Source organism: Gimesia alba (genome assembly GCF_007744675.1).
Classification (GTDB): domain Bacteria; phylum Planctomycetota; class Planctomycetia; order Planctomycetales; family Planctomycetaceae; genus Gimesia; species Gimesia alba.
Window position 1 is genome coordinate 3,184,164 of record NZ_CP036269.1, and the last position, 17,030, is coordinate 3,201,193.

Consider the following 17,030-nt stretch of genomic DNA (forward strand, 5'->3'; position numbering starts at 1 on the left):
GGAAAGATGAAAAAGAAATCTTCTTCGAAGATTTTAAAAATGGATCTCCTGCTTTAAGAATTGTAAATTCGCGATTCAATTGCCGTCATTTGGCAGTCGTAATCGTGCATAATGAGAAAGGGATTTGGTTTATGGTGTAGATGGCTTCCAGATAATAAGCGACGTGCCCTTTTTCTGGTTTGTTTATTTTCGCCAAGTACACATCGTTGTCAGTGGTGATTTCACTGGAAGTCCATTTGGAATTACGGAAATCTTTATTCTCTGAGTAAGCACTCCAGAGTCGGACCTGCGTTGGTTTCTTCTTGCAGGTAAGTTTCAATTCATAATCGGTGGAGTTGTCCCAATCCATCGTCGGAAGTTCTTTGCCTGTCGCAGCATGCATAAAGAAGGCGGCGATGGTCTGCAAGGCGTATTCGACTCCGCCACCAAGGTCATGGCCCGCATTCGGGACTTGAAGGATGTATTTGGGGCCCACCAGGTCAGGCCAGTAAAAACGCATTGCGTCAACAACCCAGTAAGGATCGTTGGTTCCATTGATGATTAATTTGGGTAATTTTAGTTGATTCCGATAAGTGTAAGGGTCCATCATTTGGCGGAGGTGTTTCTCTCTCTGGCTTTCTTCACCTTCAACGATCAGTCCCTTGCTGGTGTAGTCGATAATTTGTTCGCTGTATTTTCCCCAGGTGGCAATCTGGTGTTTCATTTGCTTTCGAAAATTGAGCGTATCAATCACAATCGGTGCGGTGGCGATAATTCGCTTGTCGACTACGGGGGTGAGCCAACTGGTCCAGCCTCGTTTGGAAGCGCCGGTAATCACAAAGCCATCAATGACAATATTGCGTTTTTCCCGGGCAATTTCCTGAATGGCATCCATGGCTTTGACGGCGCTTTTTGCCATGGGGAACAGGAGTGGCCAGTTTTCGTCGCCTGTTTTCAGGTAACGCAGCCAGGTTTCCGTAATCAGATCGTCCTCTTTTTTGCCGTCAAACAGTGGCTGATTTGGAACCTGGGTGAGTAAGGCGATGCGAGCGCCTGTTGTTTTTGCGAGTAAAAATGCTGGGTGGAGTCGTTTTTCACTCGGGCGAGAGCCATTGCTGCCTCCGGTGACAAACAGGAGAACCTTGTTGTTAATGCGAATATTGTCAGGTTCGAAAATATAGAGCCAGTGCTTCCAGGTAATTCCCTGCCAGGTCTGAGACGTCAATTCCACAGGGTAAGCAGTGACGCCATCGTGTGAGAACGAGTCATGGATTTCCCATTTATAGTCCGGTTCCTCGCGTTGAATGTATTTAAAAAACGCATCCGGAATTTCTCTGGCTTGTTTGAGGGAAGCAGGAACATTGGAATTCTCGGCAGCAAAAATGGAAGTACTGACAGAGATCGCAATCAGGCAAGTAGCAACTCGTGAAATCATAGACTTGATCCGGTTTTCAGGTTGAAGTCAGAGTAGTGACCAGGCAACTTTCAAAGCTGACTGGGGAAATTGTTCTATACTCGAAAAGTCAAAGTAAAAAAGCGTTATTTCGTGGTTAATTCGATTACGCCGAGATCGGTTGGTTCTCCCTCGGTTACAGAAAATTTGATTTTGGATTTTTCTGGTTTATCGTATCGTTTTTTGAGTTTATCGGGGCCACCATATCCCCGTGACATGATGTCAAATTTTTTCCAGACGAATGTCAAAACATAATCGCCAGGAGGTATTCCATCACCGGTTGTGTAAGTTGAGAGTTCAAACGTTCCGTCGTTAGAGGAGTTACATCCCGAAGCCGTTGGGTGTTCTGTGTCAATTTCACCTGTATTCAGACATTGGATCTGGATGGGGGAACCGGGTTCCTTTCCATCAACAGTGATTTTCCCCTTCACTGGGTAGGTTTTTTTAGTGAAAGGTTCCTCTGGGCTGCTACAGGAAAACATGGAGAATGTGATCAGTGTTAGAAAGACAGTCTGCTGTATTTGCATAGAATTCTCTCAGGTAATGAAGGGGGGGTAAATGTTGTGCCTAAAGTCGACAGGCACCTGAGGGGGCCTGTCGACAAACAGTTAACCAATTAAAAGGTTGTGGGGATGTTAGAATTCCCCGACGATTTCGCCACCTGCTCGTGTAGTGAGAGAGGCGAATGTATAAGCGTCGACATTTTGGCTAATGAAACGCACTGCACCATCGCCTAGCAGGAAGTGGGCACCACCTACATGGAAGCTTAAGAAGCCGGTACTTCTTGCATTGCTACAGTTGATGGCACAAGGTCCTCCACTTCCCCCATCGGTCCCGTCACGAAGAGATCCCTGGTACCAGTGCTCACCACTGAGGAAATCTCCCCAGCCACCACCATTGCTGGGGCCAAGTGCTGTTGTCAAAGCGGAGTTGATCGTTGTGCCGCTGTAAATCTTGTTGCCACCAACTCGCTCTCCCAGCAAGACGGTGTTTGAGGAACCATCCACAATATCACGTAATCTGGTAACGCTGTCTCCCGGGCTACCTGACGCACTCAAGCCTACAAAATTCAGCATTCCACTTCGGCTGGCTGCTGCTGGATGGCCGGTGTACGCAAGGCTGGAATAAGTACCCCGAACGCCCGATGCAGGACAGTAGTCGGAACGAGCTGCAGTCCAACTAAAAGGAAAGGCTGGGCTCAAGTCGTAGTCATGTTTCGTTGTTTCTGGAGTCGAGGGGCACATGAAGACTGGCAGTGGTGTTTGGATGACAGTCAGGTTTTGTGCAACTTGAGGGATTGCAGCGAATTGGTTCAAAGCGGGGTATGAAGAATTCCACTGGTTGTATAAGGGGGCTTGATCAATATAGGGCAGAAGCATGATACCAAAGCTGCCGGCTTTTAAATTAGAGGGGTTGGTAGGGTCTAAGAACCAGGCATACGGAAAACAGCTGTGCGTATCATGGTAATTGTGAAATGCCAGACCCAGCTGTTTTAGATTGTTTTTGCAGGTAGACCTTCTGGCTGCTTCACGTGCCTGTTGAACAGCAGGGAGTAATAAAGCGATTAGAATAGCAATAATCGCAATAACGACAAGTAGTTCGATCAGAGTGAATCCTTTTTTGTGACGCGAGTTTTGTAGCATATTCTCTCTCCTTTGACACATCGAAATGAAATGTTTGACCTGGGAAAAGCAAGTTGAGAATGGTTTCTCCTTTTACAATTGAAGTCTTCTATGGCTTCAGTTGCAGATCTGCTTTTCAGCAGAATGCGAAGTAAACAGCAAGAATTTGCAGTTTGATAAAACTTGTTATGGAACGAAAAATACGTTTAAAAAGTGTCATTCAGATGTTGATGGAGATGGAAGTGGAACACATCTGATCTACTTACAGGATACATAGTGTAAACCCCTCAATCCATAGTGTTGTGTATTAAATAGGTAAAAATACTGATTTTAATTTTTGAGGTAGATTGCATGAAATGTCAGTATCGTGGTGCTGTTTCGGCGAAATAATGACCGGCTCTGGTGGTGGAGGCGTAGGAGGTGATCCGTAGAAGCGCAGGGTTCGAAAAGCAGTAGGAAACAGGTTGGAGAAGTGGTTTCAGGCTGGTATGCCAAAATACGTTGAGGTAAAGGTTTCTGTAATAATTACAAGGCACGTGAGAGGGACATACTTTTTTCGCTAACCAGGGTTGACCTGATCCTGAGAATTACGAGAATGCCCCCCTGCTCAAATAGAAATGCTTTCGACTTGGTCTATTCCCTAGCCGGTTCCGGCTTTGATCAACTTTTTCAAACTTCAGTTTACCACCGAAATCTCCCCTACTCCTCGTCCCTTTCATAGATGGTTTTACTGAAATGCATGGTTCTTACCTCACATCCATGTCATCTTCGTCGCTCAGCTTGTCTCCGGGAACGGTTGCCATGAGTTTAAGGGCTCTGTTTCCTTCTGCCAGCTTTGTTGATTGTGCTGATATCTGTGCTACTTCCATTCAGTCTGACAGTCGACGTTGTGAATCAGGTGATATTTTTGCCGTCATTCCCGGCACGCGAGAAAATGCCGAACAATATATTCCCGAGGCACTCAGGAATGGAGCCAAAGCGATTCTTACAGGTCATCCTGTGGTGGATCTACCGGTTTCTCAGTGTATCGTCACGGATGTCCGAAAAGCCTATGCCGTTCTATGTGCTGAAATTGCAGGCCGCCCTGCTCGTCATCTGCAGGCTGTGGGTGTAACAGGTACGAATGGGAAAACAACTGTGACCTGGCTGGTCAGGGCAATACTTCAGAATACGGAGCGAAGGACCGGATTGTTGGGTACCGTCGAATATCATGATGGAGTTTCAGCATGTCCCGCCTCGTTGACCACTCCCGATGCGAGCGAGCTTTCGCAGCTTTTATCAAAAATGGTCAAGAATGATGTCACGCACGCAGTGATGGAAGTATCCAGTCATGCTTTAGACCAAAGCCGTCTGGCGGGGATAGATCTTTCGGTCGGAGTCGTGACGAATGTTACACAGGATCATTTTGACTATCATCAGAATCGTGAAAACTATGCTGCTTGTAAAGCAAAGATCGTTCAACATGTCAAGCAGAACGGGACGGTCGTCTTAAATAGTGATGATTCTGCGTGTCGGTCATTCGCATCTGAAGTCAAAGTGACACAGACTTTATTAACATATGGGATTCACAACCGCGCTGATGTTACAGCCGAACAGATTCAGGAATCTACGAGTGGTGTTGCGTTTGATGTTTTGTTTGATGGATCGCGTGTGCCTGTCAGAACATCGCTGATAGGAATGCATAATGTTTCAAATTGCTTAGCAGCAGCGGCGGTTTGTCTCGCGTTAGGATTGTCATTGACTGAAATTGCCGAGGGAATTCAAAGTCTTGGCTGTGTTCCCGGAAGAATGGAACAGGTTAATTGCGGGCAGCCGTATACTGTTCTCATTGATTACGCACATACTGACGATGCATTATGTCATGTGATTCGTTCTGCTAAGGAAGTGTGTCCATCACGAGTTTTATGTGTTTTTGGTGCTGGTGGGGATCGAGATAACTCTAAACGAGGTTTATTGGGAATGGCTGGCAGTGAAGCCGACCAGGTGATCATTACCAGTGATAATCCACGTAGTGAAGATCCTATGCAGATTATCGAGATGGTTGCGGAAGGCTGTCGAACTAAGGGCGTTCTCCCCGAATTAATTGTTGATCGAAAAGAGGCGATTTATCGGGCACTCAAAGAAGCACAGCCAGGAGATCTGGTGCTGATCGCCGGCAAAGGGCACGAATGCGAACAAATCATTGGGGATCAAAAAATCCCATTTAGCGATCGGCTTGTTGTGGAAAATTATTTCAGTAATTCACTCTCGGAGAATTCAGCAAAAATTCCTGCTTGAATTTGCAGTTTGAACTGCAAAGAAGTATCAGTTTTTAGAATATAAAGAGTAAATCGTATGGATCGTGTTTCACTCAATCAGGTTATTCAGATCATCCAGGGGACTCCTGTCCTTCCGGATCTGGTTACTACTGAAATTGAGGGGATATCGATAGACTCCCGTACGACGGCTGCTGGAGATTTGTTTTTTGCGATTCAGGGTAAAAGGCTGGATGGGCATCAATTTGCTACGGAAGCACTGAGGCGTGGCGCACAAGCTTGTGTTGTGAATCGTGGTGCAGAAATAGGTCGGTATTCACAGCGATTTATTACTGTTGATAATGTCAATGAGGCTTTGCAGCTGTTTGCTCGCTGGTATCGAAGTCAGCAGCAGGCAACCATGATTGGTGTAACAGGTAGCGTCGGTAAAACGACCACTCGAAATATGATTCATACGGCATTGTCCCCCTATTTAAAAGGGACTCAGAGCCCCGCTAATTATAATAATGAATTTGGCGTTCCTTTGAGTGTTGCTCAAATTGAATCAGTTCACGAATACGCGGTTCTGGAACTGGCGGCTTCTCGAGTGGGTGAAATTCGGGATCTGGCTCAGATCACACAACCGGAAATTGGAGTGATTACGGGAATCGGTCCCTCGCATTTAGAACGTTTTGGAACACTCAACCAAACTGCCAATGCAAAAGGCGAGTTATTCGAGCAACTCACCGCTCAAGGACTGGCAGTCGTGAATGGTGACGATCCATTCGCTGAATTCCTGATTTCGAAAACGTCGGCTCGTACTCTGAAGGTGGGTCTGGGAGAACAGAATGATTTGCAGGCTGTTTCCATTCGGCAAACTGATGATGGGATCTGGTTTCAGTTTGAATCGACAGAATTTTTTATTCCCGTACAGGGAAAGCATTTTGTTTCTGCGGCTCTGGTTGCGATAGCAATCGGGAAAGAATTTGGATTATCAAATCAAGATCTGGTAGAAAGTCTCGGTCAATTTTCTTCAGTACCTGGACGTTGTCATGTTGGTCTGGTCGGTAACTGGACAATCATTGATGATTCTTATAATGCCAGCCCTGTGTCGATGAGAGCAGCGTGTCAGGTTTTGAAGGATTGGGCTGGCCTTGGTAAACGCGTGCTTGTGATGGGTGACATGCTGGAATTGGGAGCCGAGTCAAACCGGTATCATCAGGAAATAGGAGAGTTGATTGCCACGTCTGGAATTGATTTGCTTTTCGTCTGTGGAAAACAGGCGGGGGCGGTTGTTCAAGGGGCTGTTTCTGCGAACCTGTCACGGGATCGGATTGTACAAGCGCCTGATGTGACAGAACTGCAAAGTAATGTGGCCTCCTGTCTGGAGGCAGGAGATGTCGTGTTAGTCAAAGGCTCTCGAGGCATGCGGATGGAACGTTTGATTTCATTTCTCAATCAGCAGGTTGCTTCAGGAGAGAAAAAAATATCATGTGTCTAAACTTGTGATTTCATCATGTGCTCCTGGGTTTGCGGGAATCCTGAGCGCGTTCGCTTCGGCGGACAAATCAGCACCGGAATTTGTGATTAATTGGGTCGATCACTCCACTGCTGTATCATGATGAAATCCTTACCGGACGTCGGGATATGGGGTCTCGGCGTCCGGTGCTTTCATTTACGAGCGTATAAATTATCGTTAAGATGTGTCTGGATTGAGTTCAACAGGCTGAGAAAGTGAATGTGAATCCTGAGCCTGGTTTGTGTGAAGCAGTAAGCGACGAGAAAAACACTTCATGGTAATCTGGTTATTGAAGACGTTTTCTCCCCTGCTGGAACAACTCGAAGTTCTCTCGACTGGTGATTCTCGTGTCTTTCTGACCGCGCGAATTGCATTGGCCAGTCTCTCTTCTTTTTTGATTGCCTTACTGCTGGGCCCGCTGGCGATTCGCTGGTTGGAAAAACGGTTCCGTGAGCGCGTTGATAGTGCTTCGGAAAAGTTGAATGAAATCCACGCTTCAAAGAATGCCACTCCGACGATGGGGGGCATCTTTATCATCGGCTCGATTTTGATTTCGACGTTACTCTGGGCAGATCTTGCGAATCGTTATGTTCAACTCGGGATATTGACAGCCGCTGGCTTTGCACTGCTGGGGGCTTATGATGACTGGATCAAGCTCAGTACCACTCAGAATGGATTAAAACCACGCCAGAAGCTGGTGGTGCAAATTCTGTTTTCCGGTTTCGTGGGTACGCTGCTCTATTTCAGTAACACCAGCTTGAATTCAGGGCTGGATTTGATCATGCCGGTCACCCGCCTGACTTTTTATCTGGGCATCTTTTTTATTCCCTGGGCGATCGTTGTCATGACAGGGAGTTCCAATGCTGTCAATTTAACAGATGGTTTGGATGGGCTGGCCAGTGGTTGCATGGTGTTTGCCGGCTCTGCCTTTGCCGGATTGACTTATCTGGCGGGGCATAAAGTGATGGCCGAGTATTTGCAGGTGCCCTATATTCCGGGGGCCGGCGAGTTGAGTATTCTCTTGGGAGCGGCGGTGGGAGCGGTGCTGGGATTCTTGTGGTTCAATTGCTATCCGGCTCAAGTCTTCATGGGGGACACGGGCTCACTGCCTCTGGGGGCACTACTTGGTTTTGCGGCACTGGTGATTCGTCAGGAAGCATTATTGGTGATTGCTGGTGGGGTGTTCGTTGTCGAAACACTCAGTGTGATCATGCAAGTATTCTGGTTTCGGCGTACGGGAAACCGTCTGATTGCCTGTAGTCCATTGCACAACCATTATTTATTCAAAGGTCAGCATGAAATGAAAATTGTCGTTCGTTTCTGGATCTGTTCTGCCTTGCTGGCCATCATTGCGATCGCCAGCCTGAAGATCGCAACCTGAGCCTCGGTTACTGAAGCTGGGGTTTCACAAGCTAAAAAAGGTTTGTTGATCATGCCTCTTTTGTCGGTCGGGTAATGCGTTCTGATTGGGGGAAGGCCTGTTATCACGGTTTTGTCAGCTGGTTCGTGTGGTTGTCGAATGTTTCTAAATCGTGAATTCACAAAGGGGTTGGGGTTGGTGGTGCACCATTTTTCAGGACGATTTCATTGATATCCATTCTCGTTTATCGATGAGAGAATTCAAATGAAGCCGGCTTCGCTTTTACCACAATCACAACCGGACCATGACCGCAGTCTGTTCATTTCGATGGCGTGTGCGCTGTTGGGGATCGGAGTGTTAATGGTTCATAGTGCCAGCATCACCTCCTGGCCAACGGAATTCGAACAGGTTTATTTATCAAAGCATTTGACGTTTCTGGCGATTGCAGTCACCGTGGCTTCTATTGCTTCATATATGCCTGCCCGGTTCTGGTATGACCGTGCCCCCCTGCTCTTTTGGGGAACTGTTGTTTTACTCATATTGGTTCTGATTCCCGGGATCGGTACGCGCGTGAATGGTGCGCAACGCTGGTTGAGGTTCGGGTCGGTTTCGCTCCAGCCATCCGAGTTGGCAAAAATTGCACTCCCTCTTCTCACGGTTCGGCTGATGTTGCAACGTCGTCGGTCTTTGAGACACTGGTTCAAAGGGACGATTCCTTTATTGATTCCACTGGCAATTGTGATCCCACTCGTTTTAAAACAGCCTGACCTGGGGACGTCGCTGTTTCTGGTTGGGGGAGTTGCGATTGCCCTGTTTTTGGGAGGTTGGCCGCTTCGAAACTTCATCGTCGGGCTGCTTTGTGCGATTCCGGCTTTAGGGATGCTGGTGGCATTGAGACCTTATCAGTTAAAGCGAATCAGCGGGTTTCTTGATACCTGGACTGACTGGCAATCGGCTCCCTATCAGCTGAAGCAGTCGCTAATGGCGTTAGGCACAGGTGGTATTTCTGGATCTGGGCTGGGCAAAGGAGCGCAAAAATTAAGTTTCTTGCCAGAAGCGAATACTGATTTTGTGTTTTCGGTGGCAGGCGAAGAGCTGGGCTTAATTGGCACTCTTGGAATTGTGGGGCTCTGGCTGGGACTGTTTCTGGCAGGCTTCAATATTATTCGCTCACAGAATCAGAAGTCATATGCCTATGTTGTCGGGTTTACATTGTTAATGCAGTTGGTACTGCAGGCGATTATCAATGTTGCCGTGGTGACAGCGATGGTGCCCCCTAAAGGAATTTCGCACCCTCTCATCAGCTATGGTGGTACGAATTTGATGGTGAGCCTGCTCTCTCTGGGGATCATTGTCAGTTTGACTCGGTCACCAGCGGATGCAGCATTGTTGATCGACCCGGGGCAGGAAGAAGAGGAGCCGTTACCTGATCCGCAAGCGGTGATGGAAACGGATCTCGTTCACTCAGAACCAGAAACGGATGAAGAGTACGAGGATGAAGAGTACGAAGATGAAGAGTACGAAGATGAAGAGTGCGAAGATGAAGAGTGCGAAGATGAAGAGTGCGAAGATGAAGAGTGCGAATATGAAGAGTGCGAATATGAAGAGTGCGAAGATGAAGAGTACGAGGATGAAGAGTGCGAGGATGAAGAGTGCGAGGATGAAGAGTACGAAGATGAAGAGTACGAAGATGAAGAGTGCGAGGATGAAGAGTGCGAGGATGAAGAGTGCGAGGATGAAGAGTGCGAGGATGAAGAGTGCGAGGATGAAGAGTGCGAGGATGAAGAGTGCGAGGATGAAGAGTGCGAGGATGAAGAGTGCGAAGATGAAGAGTGCGAAGATGAAGAGTACGAGGATGAAGAGTACGAAGATGAAGAGTACGAAGATGAAGAGAAGAATTGACTGGGAATTTGAGAAGAGTTCCCCTATGCTGGACCCTTTGATTGGTGTTTAAAGGAAGAAGTCACTCCACGCGTGATTCCAGGGTACAATGACCGAGTCGATTCGTAGAAATAAAACGATTGTTTTTGCAGGAGGCGGGACAGGAGGTCATCTGCTTCCCGGGATTGCTGTCGCCGAGCAGTTGGTGACTCTCGGTGAATTTCAGACGATATTTGTAGGCTCTAGCCGCATTGTCGAGCAGCAAATTATTGAAAACTCAGGGTATCAGCATCTCAGTTTGCCATCGGCATCAACCAGCGATTTAAAGCGTGCTCCTTTTCGATTTCTCTGGAGAAACAGCCGCGCATTTTTTCAGGCTCTTCGTTTTTTAAGAACAGAATCTCCAGCTGTAGTCATTGGCCTGGGAGGTTTTGCCAGCGTACCAGTCATTCTCGCTGCTTCCTGGTTAAAAATTCCAATTGTTTTATTAGAGCAGAATATCATTCCAGGGAGAGCAAATCAGTTTTTATGCGGGCGCGCTTCTCTGGTCTGTATCTCTTTTTGGGAAACACAGTTCAAAGGCAGACCAAGTGGAGAACAAAACGGTCCGCCGCGTATTGTGTTGACAGGAAATCCCGTCAGGAAGCAGATTCTTGAAGCAGGGATACAGAGGGAGTCTGCAGAGAAGTCTGACGAAACTTTGATCCTGGTTTTAGGAGGAAGTCAGGGGGCGACTGCTGTCAATGACGCTGTGCTCTGCTTGCTGGAAAGAAGTGGAGACGATTTGCCAAAGCCGTTACATGTAGTGCATCAGACGGGAGAAGCGGGATATGAGAGTGCTAAAGATGGCTATGGGCGGTTGAAAAAACGCGGGTCTAAACTGAGGGTGACAGTGCAACCTTTTTTTGATGACCTGACTGAGTGGTACACACGTGCGGATCTGATCATATCCCGGGCAGGAGCCACGACGCTCGCTGAAATTGCCTGTCTCGGAATCCCCACAATCCTGATTCCGTTTCCGAATTCAATGAGAGATCATCAGTTAATCAATGCCCGTTATTATGTCGAACGGGGCGCAGCATTACTGGTTGAACAGGCACCTGAGCCCGAAGTCACCGCTGAGTTACTCACAAAAGCGGTCTTGGATTTGCTGAATACTGAGGAGCAACGAAGTGGTATGTCCCAGAAAGTCCATGAACTTGCCTTCCCGCATGCGGCCCGTCGGGTTGCTGAGGAACTGTCTGGGTTGATCCTGGGGTGATGGGGTGTGTTTTTATGAACACTGTTTTGGCCAGCCTATAACGTCGATCTGGAGTATGTGCTGCTAGAATTTAGGAATATGACACATTTCAAGGCGGTTTTCCAAGATTTATCGAATCGGAAAAGTCTGTTGATTCACGAAACTGACCCGATTTGTTACCTTCCAGATTCTTTGGCTCAACCTAAGTGGGCTAAAATTGCGTAATGTACTGTTTGTAGGTTATTGCATTCTCTGAGAGTCAGATTGTCATTTTTTAAGAGTAGAGAAACGGAGAAGAGACGTGTCGCTCATAGTCCAGAAGTTTGGTGGAACGAGTGTTGCCGATACCAGCAAAATTCTCGCCGCAGCGCGGCGTGCCACCGAACTGCATCAAGCCGGTCATCAGGTTGTGATGGTGGTCAGTGCGCGCGGTAAAAAGACGGACGAACTAGTGCGACTGGCTGCGGAAATGACAGATAGTCCTACTCCGCGTGAAATGGATATGTTGCTCTCGACAGGGGAACAGGAATCAGTCGCTTTGATGGCGATGGCTATTCATAAGCTGGGAGGCGATGCGATCAGTCTGACCGGATCACAAATTGGTGTCGTCACAGATTCCTCGCATACGAAAGCACGTATTATTTCGATTTCGACAGAGCGGATGCGCACCGCTCTGAATGAAGGGAAGATTGTCATTGCTGCCGGCTTTCAGGGACGGGATAAGGATTGGAATATCACAACCCTAGGACGGGGAGGCAGTGATACAACCGCGACCGCTCTGGCAGCCGTGCTGGATGCAGACATGTGTGAAATTTATACCGATGTGGAGGGCGTGTTTACGACCGATCCACGCATCGTGCCGGAAGCCCATAAAGTCGACAGTATTTCATATGACGAAATGTTGGAGCTGGCAAGTCTGGGAGCGGGGGTGATGCACTCTCGGTCGATTGAATTCGCGAAAAAATACCAGGTGCCTCTGAAAGTTCGTCCCTCATTTTCCGATGGCGAAGGAACTCTGATTGCCGCGCAGCCTTTAGCGGATGCCCCCGTAGTAACCGGCGTGGCTTTTGTGCGAGATGAAGTCCGCGTCAGTCTGACTGACATTCCCGATGAGCCGGGGATCATGGGCAGTATCTTTACGCGAATGGCAGAGCGAAAAATCTGTCTGGATATGATCGTTCAAGATGTGGGAACAGGAGGCGTCGCACGGGTTTCCTTCACTGTTCCTCAGTCGGATCTGGCGGAAACTCTGACCGCAGCCAGCGAGGCGATCGAGGCCATTGGTTCTGGAAAGATTCAGCAGGGAACCAATCTGTCCAAGGTCTCAATCGTGGGAAGTGGCATGCGGAATCATTATGGAGTGGCCAGTCGCATGTTCTCAATCCTGGCCGAGGCAGACATTAATGTCGGAATGATTACAACCAGCGAAATTAAGGTGACCGTTCTCGTTGATCGCAATCAATGTGAAGAAGCGGTCCGTGTGATTCATAATGGTTTCGAATTAGATCGCCTGACTAGCTACACATTCGCCACAAATCAGAAGTCGTCTGCCGGTGAAGTTTCTGAAGAAGCGTCACAAAGGTTGACTCAGTTAGAGCAGGAAATCATCGATCAGTTAGCCAACATGGAAGATATTGTGGTCAGTGAAGTTCTGTTCGACCAAAGCCAATCTCGTGTGACTGTCAGAAATCTTCCAGATAATCCCGGGATCTGTTCACGTCTGTTTTCTGTCGTAGCAGAGGGGGGCGTCTCGGTCGACATGATCGTGCAAAACATGGGTGAAGAAGAGCAGGCGCACCTTTCGTTTACGGTGCCTCGGACTTCGCTGGAAAAGAGTCTGGAACTGGTGCGGCCCTTGCTCTCGGAATGGGGTAATGCGGAATTGAGTCATGAAGAGGAGATTGCAAAACTATCCGTGGTGGGCATCGGTCTTCGCAGTCATACTGGAGTTGGACAGAGCATGTTTAGCGCCTTGGCAGAGTCCCAGATCAATATTCAGATGATTAACACCAGCGAGACCCGGATCAGTGCCGTCGTCGCCCTTGAGCATGGCGAGCAGGCTTACCAGGGATTGTTGAAGAAGTTTGAATTGGGTTAAGCCTCGATTCCGTTTTAGTCAGGCTGCTTCAGTCAAAGCGGCATCCATGAGCTGGGGAAGCTGTGCGGAAAATTGGCTGCGGGGTATCACCTGCGTGCATCCAGCCGCCCTTGCCTTGTTGAGGCGTTCCGTATCGATGTGTGGGCCAAAGGCAATGCTGGTCAGGCTGGCATCTCCTTGGTGGATCGATGTCAGCAGCTCCCAGTCCAGATTCTGTTGATTCAGGTCAATCAGTAGTAACTGTCTGGTTTCATTCAAAAGTGACTCAGCCGCTTTGTCGCAGCTGAGCGCTGTGCAGAATGAGTAACCCAGTTGTCTGGCTGTGCCGGTGATTTTGCTGAGAAACAGCATGTCAGAACAGAGAATGACTATTTGGGATTTCGAATCAGGTTCAGTCATCATAGCCAATCAGGAAATAAGCGAACGGTGGAAATGCACATGTTGCCAGTCGCCGTCCTGCTTTTCCCAGATACGGGTTTCTTCGAAAGAGGAACTGGAAGCATGGCCGTGTTCGTCGATTGCCTGGACAATTCGAACATAAGTTATCAGAGCCACATCACCCATGACGGAAACCATGGGAGAACTGATAGTTGATTGTCTGGGTCTGCCAGTTGGATTCATTTCGAAATAAAAACGATGGAAGTCCATCCCCGTGATCAGGTGTCCTTGAGACTCCGGTTCAAATGAAGTCAATTCTTCGTCACAAAGATCTGTGTAGGTATTCCAGTCTTTGTGATCAACGGCATCAAGAAGTTGTTTGCTCAATTTCAAAAGCTGTTGTACATCATTGTCCGACATAATTGAATCCTGTTGAGAAAAGTCAAGATGGGGTCAATTTTGGTCCATATTATCAGTTAATTCGATTTCTGGAAATTGAATCGTCTTTTTATTTTCCCTGGAATTCTGATCTGGATCGTATTCGTCGATCGTCACGGTTTCACTCGATTTGTTCTTTTCAGATTTCTCCTGGGACTCCGGCAGGGAAATTTCATCTGGAACATGAATCGGAATCACGTCGTCTGAAGCAGAGGTGAGTGGGTTTTCGGGCAACAGCGCTTCAATCCCCTTCAGGTTGATTGTCGATCCGACATCCACAAATTCCTGGGGATCATAGTCTACTCGAAAACTGACATCAGCGATGGATAACACACATCCAGGGATCAGTTTGGTATCTCGCTTGGGAGTCAACTTTTTACCATCAATAAAAGTCCCATTGGAACTACCCAAGTCATGAACCAAAGCAACTGATTCAGTCAGAAAGATTTTGCAATGATGGCGGCTGACCAGATCGGACTTGAGTTTGATATCACAGTCAGAGGCTCTCCCGATTAAGGTTGTTTTAGAGAGCGTCATGGGTTTCGTTTTTTTAGCAGGACTTTGAAGACTCAGGCGAATTTTCATGACTTAGCCACACGTAAGAAAACCCGCCGAAGAAACACTCCGGCGGGAAAATTGACTATTTCTGATTTAATTATAGAACCTGGATTGTCCTGAGTCTACGCGGCTGCTGAATCATCTTTGGGAAAAAGTTGTTCCGTTCCCCGGATGATCTCCGGTGTAACCACATATTTTTTCCCGGCTTCCTGTTCGGGAAGCTCAAACATGATGTCAAACATGGCTTGTTCAATTACGCTTCGTAAACCACGGGCTCCCGTGTTTTTCTTCTGAGCAATGCATGCGATTTCATGAAGTGCCGCATCAGTAAACTCGAGATTGGCATTTTCCATCTCAAAGAATTTCTGGAACTGCTTGACCAGCGAGTTCTTCGGTTCCGTCAGTACCCGCACCAGATCATTTTCTTCCAGTTGCGATAATGTCGACAATACGGGAAGACGTCCGAGTAGTTCCGGAATCAAGCCGAATTCCAATACGTCATCGACTGAAGCCTGTGCCAGTAAATCGTTCTTCGATTTTTCCTGCTGTTTTTCTTTTTTCTGGCCTGACTGACCGAAGCCGATTGTCTTACGGCCAAGTCGCTTGCCAACGATGTCTTCGAGGCCTACGAACGTTCCGCCGCAGATAAACAGGATATTCGATGTGTCTAATTGAATGTATTGTTGCTCGGGGTGTTTTCTGCCACCTTGTGGGGGCACGTTTGCAACAGTCCCTTCCAGCATCTTCAATAAGGCCTGTTGAACACCTTCTCCGGAAACGTCGCGTGTAATCGAGACGTTCTGGCTGGTTTTGCCAATTTTGTCAATTTCGTCGATGAACAGAATCCCGCGTTGGGCTGCTTCGACATCGAAATCGGCGGCGTGCAACAATTTGAGCAAGAGGTTTTCAACATCTTCACCTACATAGCCGGCTTCGGTTAAGGTGGTTGCATCACCGATGGCAAACGGAACCTGCAGATAACGCGCCAGGCTCTTGGCGAGCAATGTTTTTCCTGAACCGGTAGGGCCGATCAGGAGGATATTAGATTTATCCAGTTCCACATCTGATGCTTCCTCTTCAGAATGCATCAGTCTTTTGTAGTGATTATGGACGGCAACAGCCATAACTTTCTTGGCACGTTCCTGACCAATTACATACTCATTCAAGTGGGTCACAATCTCACGTGGTGTGGGAACATTTTTGAATAGTTTCTTTGTTGTTCCCCTGCGTCGATGCTCCTGTTCCAGTATTGATTGGCAGACTTCAATACATTCTCCGCAGATATACGCGTTGTCGGGTCCCTCTACGAGAGGCCCCACTTCGCGATAGCTTTTTCTACAAAAAGAACAGTTTGCATTTTTCTTCCCAGAAGAATTACGTTTTCCAGAGGTGATATCTCGTCCGGTGGGCATAGCTTCCCTTCAACGGTGTCAACTAAATGATGGCGTATAACGTCCAGTGAGTTTTGATTCTGCCTCCGTGCAAATCATTCGACATGTAAAAAACTTGTGACATGGATTTAAAAGTGAGATCTACTTAAATTTTAAAAGAGGCAATCGTTAGGTAAAATTGTAATCAGCAAAAAATTGATTAGAGGGTGACAGATGGTATTCTGCCTGATCTTTCTAATCGGCGTTTTCTATGTGATCAGTAGTTTCTTTTTTTTCCAAATCCTTCTCGGTGGGATCAACAAGCCGTTGTTTGATGGATCGGAATTCATCGTCTGTAAGGTCACCTTCTCGACGCATTTCTGAGAATTGAAGAAGCAATTCACTCGCATCAACATGACGATCCTCATTTTCCCTAAAACGTCCTACGATCCATACGATCAACCAAATCAAAAAACTGACAAGGAGAAACGCCAAAACCCACTGAAGGATATGGCCCTCAAACAGTTCCTTGAATAACTTTTGTCTTCCAGATCGATTTCCCAAAGTTAAAATATATAGAATCACTTTAAAACTGGCAGAAAGTATTATCTTCCTGTCTTCCCTAATACAAACCCATAGCTGCTTTCCTGACGAAGCCACATGCTCCTAAATCGGTCTCTCTCAGCATTCCTCCCATTATATATTGTCTGTCAATAATTATTGGGATGTGTTCCGTTTGAGGCAAGTCCGCCTGCGGATATTGGTCTGTTTCGGCTTCTGGGAATATTAGCATTTCATGCGCCAAAAATCAGTAAAATTCGATATGAGAGGGAAATGAGCGCCCAGCGGAGTGCTTTTCAATGAGAGTCTACCGGTTTTGCAGAGGGTGGTTAAAACTCT

General features: G+C 47.4%; 14 protein-coding genes. 6 read left to right on the plus strand and 8 right to left on the minus strand.

Annotated features, from left to right (window positions below; translation table 11 throughout):
- Nucleotides 1–85 precede the first annotated feature (85 nt).
- The 3 genes from Pan241w_RS11900 to Pan241w_RS11910 all read right to left on the minus strand — a co-directional run bounded on the left by Pan241w_RS11900 (nucleotide 86) and on the right by Pan241w_RS11910 (nucleotide 3,075).
- Entirely contained in the window at nucleotides 86–1,414 is a 1,329-nt protein-coding gene (locus Pan241w_RS11900; protein WP_145215587.1) for a PhoPQ-activated pathogenicity-related family protein, read from the minus strand.
- Between the two features lie 104 nt (nucleotides 1,415–1,518).
- Nucleotides 1,519–1,863 carry a hypothetical protein gene (locus Pan241w_RS11905; RefSeq protein ID WP_145215590.1) on the minus strand — a complete coding sequence of 115 codons (345 nt, stop codon included), beginning with the start codon at nucleotides 1,861–1,863 and terminating at the stop codon, nucleotides 1,519–1,521.
- A 204-nt stretch (nucleotides 1,864–2,067) separates the two neighbouring features.
- The gene (locus tag Pan241w_RS11910) at nucleotides 2,068–3,075 is read right to left on the minus strand and encodes a DUF1559 domain-containing protein (RefSeq protein ID WP_145215593.1); all 1,008 of its coding nucleotides are present in this window, start codon (nucleotides 3,073–3,075) and stop codon (nucleotides 2,068–2,070) included.
- Nucleotides 3,076–3,855: 780 nt separating this feature from the next.
- On the opposite strand from Pan241w_RS11910, the gene Pan241w_RS11915 reads away from it, so the two are divergent.
- From Pan241w_RS11915 to Pan241w_RS11940, 6 genes are all read left to right on the plus strand, one after another.
- Entirely contained in the window at nucleotides 3,856–5,331 is a 1,476-nt protein-coding gene (locus Pan241w_RS11915) for a UDP-N-acetylmuramoyl-L-alanyl-D-glutamate--2,6-diaminopimelate ligase (protein WP_198000477.1), read from the plus strand.
- Between the two features lie 57 nt (nucleotides 5,332–5,388).
- On the plus strand, nucleotides 5,389–6,789 hold the full coding sequence (locus Pan241w_RS11920) for a UDP-N-acetylmuramoyl-tripeptide--D-alanyl-D-alanine ligase (RefSeq protein ID WP_145215599.1): 1,401 nt from the start codon (nucleotides 5,389–5,391) through the stop codon (nucleotides 6,787–6,789).
- A 292-nt stretch (nucleotides 6,790–7,081) separates the two neighbouring features.
- Complete coding sequence (gene mraY, locus Pan241w_RS11925; protein ID WP_145215602.1) at nucleotides 7,082–8,188, plus strand: phospho-N-acetylmuramoyl-pentapeptide-transferase; 1,107 nt, start codon at nucleotides 7,082–7,084, stop codon at nucleotides 8,186–8,188.
- Between the two features lie 243 nt (nucleotides 8,189–8,431).
- On the plus strand, nucleotides 8,432–10,069 hold the full coding sequence (ftsW, locus tag Pan241w_RS11930) for a putative lipid II flippase FtsW (RefSeq protein WP_145215605.1): 1,638 nt from the start codon (nucleotides 8,432–8,434) through the stop codon (nucleotides 10,067–10,069).
- A gap of 88 nt (nucleotides 10,070–10,157) precedes the next feature.
- Nucleotides 10,158–11,309 (plus strand): undecaprenyldiphospho-muramoylpentapeptide beta-N-acetylglucosaminyltransferase, encoded by a 1,152-nt coding sequence (gene murG / locus Pan241w_RS11935; RefSeq protein ID WP_145215608.1) that lies wholly within the window; start codon nucleotides 10,158–10,160, stop codon nucleotides 11,307–11,309.
- 280 nt (nucleotides 11,310–11,589) lie between these two features.
- A complete protein-coding gene (locus Pan241w_RS11940; protein ID WP_145215611.1) occupies nucleotides 11,590–13,386 on the plus strand; it encodes an aspartate kinase in 1,797 nt (598 codons plus the stop codon).
- Between the two features lie 18 nt (nucleotides 13,387–13,404).
- Here the strand turns inward: Pan241w_RS11940 and Pan241w_RS11945 are convergent, their stop codons facing one another.
- The 5 genes from Pan241w_RS11945 to Pan241w_RS11965 all read right to left on the minus strand — a co-directional run bounded on the left by Pan241w_RS11945 (nucleotide 13,405) and on the right by Pan241w_RS11965 (nucleotide 16,790).
- The gene (locus Pan241w_RS11945; RefSeq protein WP_145215614.1) at nucleotides 13,405–13,788 is read right to left on the minus strand and encodes a hypothetical protein; all 384 of its coding nucleotides are present in this window, start codon (nucleotides 13,786–13,788) and stop codon (nucleotides 13,405–13,407) included.
- A 6-nt stretch (nucleotides 13,789–13,794) separates the two neighbouring features.
- Nucleotides 13,795–14,184: a DUF4440 domain-containing protein gene (locus Pan241w_RS11950; RefSeq protein WP_145215617.1), complete on the minus strand. Its 390-nt coding sequence runs from the start codon at nucleotides 14,182–14,184 to the stop codon at nucleotides 13,795–13,797.
- Nucleotides 14,185–14,217: 33 nt separating this feature from the next.
- Nucleotides 14,218–14,739, minus strand: coding sequence for an FHA domain-containing protein (locus tag Pan241w_RS11955; protein WP_198000478.1), 522 nt, complete (start codon nucleotides 14,737–14,739; stop codon nucleotides 14,218–14,220).
- Nucleotides 14,740–14,882: 143 nt separating this feature from the next.
- Nucleotides 14,883–16,172, minus strand: a complete 1,290-nt coding sequence (gene clpX / locus Pan241w_RS11960) for an ATP-dependent Clp protease ATP-binding subunit ClpX (RefSeq protein ID WP_145215625.1) — start codon at nucleotides 16,170–16,172, stop codon at nucleotides 14,883–14,885.
- A gap of 213 nt (nucleotides 16,173–16,385) precedes the next feature.
- Nucleotides 16,386–16,790: a hypothetical protein gene (locus Pan241w_RS11965; RefSeq protein WP_145215628.1), complete on the minus strand. Its 405-nt coding sequence runs from the start codon at nucleotides 16,788–16,790 to the stop codon at nucleotides 16,386–16,388.
- Between the last annotated feature and the right edge of the window lie 240 nt (nucleotides 16,791–17,030).

Coding starts and splice junctions, on each gene's coding strand:
- Pan241w_RS11900 (WP_145215587.1), bottom strand. CDS start 1,414: ATGATTTCACGAGTTGCTACTTGCCTGATTGCGATCTCTGTCAGTACT.
- Pan241w_RS11910 (WP_145215593.1), bottom strand. CDS start 3,075: ATGCTACAAAACTCGCGTCACAAAAAAGGATTCACTCTGATCGAACTA.
- Pan241w_RS11915 (WP_198000477.1), top strand. CDS start 3,856: ATGAGTTTAAGGGCTCTGTTTCCTTCTGCCAGCTTTGTTGATTGTGCT.
- Pan241w_RS11920 (WP_145215599.1), top strand. CDS start 5,389: ATGGATCGTGTTTCACTCAATCAGGTTATTCAGATCATCCAGGGGACT.
- mraY (WP_145215602.1), top strand. CDS start 7,082: ATGGTAATCTGGTTATTGAAGACGTTTTCTCCCCTGCTGGAACAACTC.
- ftsW (WP_145215605.1), top strand. CDS start 8,432: ATGAAGCCGGCTTCGCTTTTACCACAATCACAACCGGACCATGACCGC.
- murG (WP_145215608.1), top strand. CDS start 10,158: ATGACCGAGTCGATTCGTAGAAATAAAACGATTGTTTTTGCAGGAGGC.
- Pan241w_RS11945 (WP_145215614.1), bottom strand. CDS start 13,788: ATGATGACTGAACCTGATTCGAAATCCCAAATAGTCATTCTCTGTTCT.
- Pan241w_RS11950 (WP_145215617.1), bottom strand. CDS start 14,184: ATGTCGGACAATGATGTACAACAGCTTTTGAAATTGAGCAAACAACTT.
- Pan241w_RS11955 (WP_198000478.1), bottom strand. CDS start 14,739: ATGACGCTCTCTAAAACAACCTTAATCGGGAGAGCCTCTGACTGTGAT.
- clpX (WP_145215625.1), bottom strand. CDS start 16,172: ATGCCCACCGGACGAGATATCACCTCTGGAAAACGTAATTCTTCTGGG.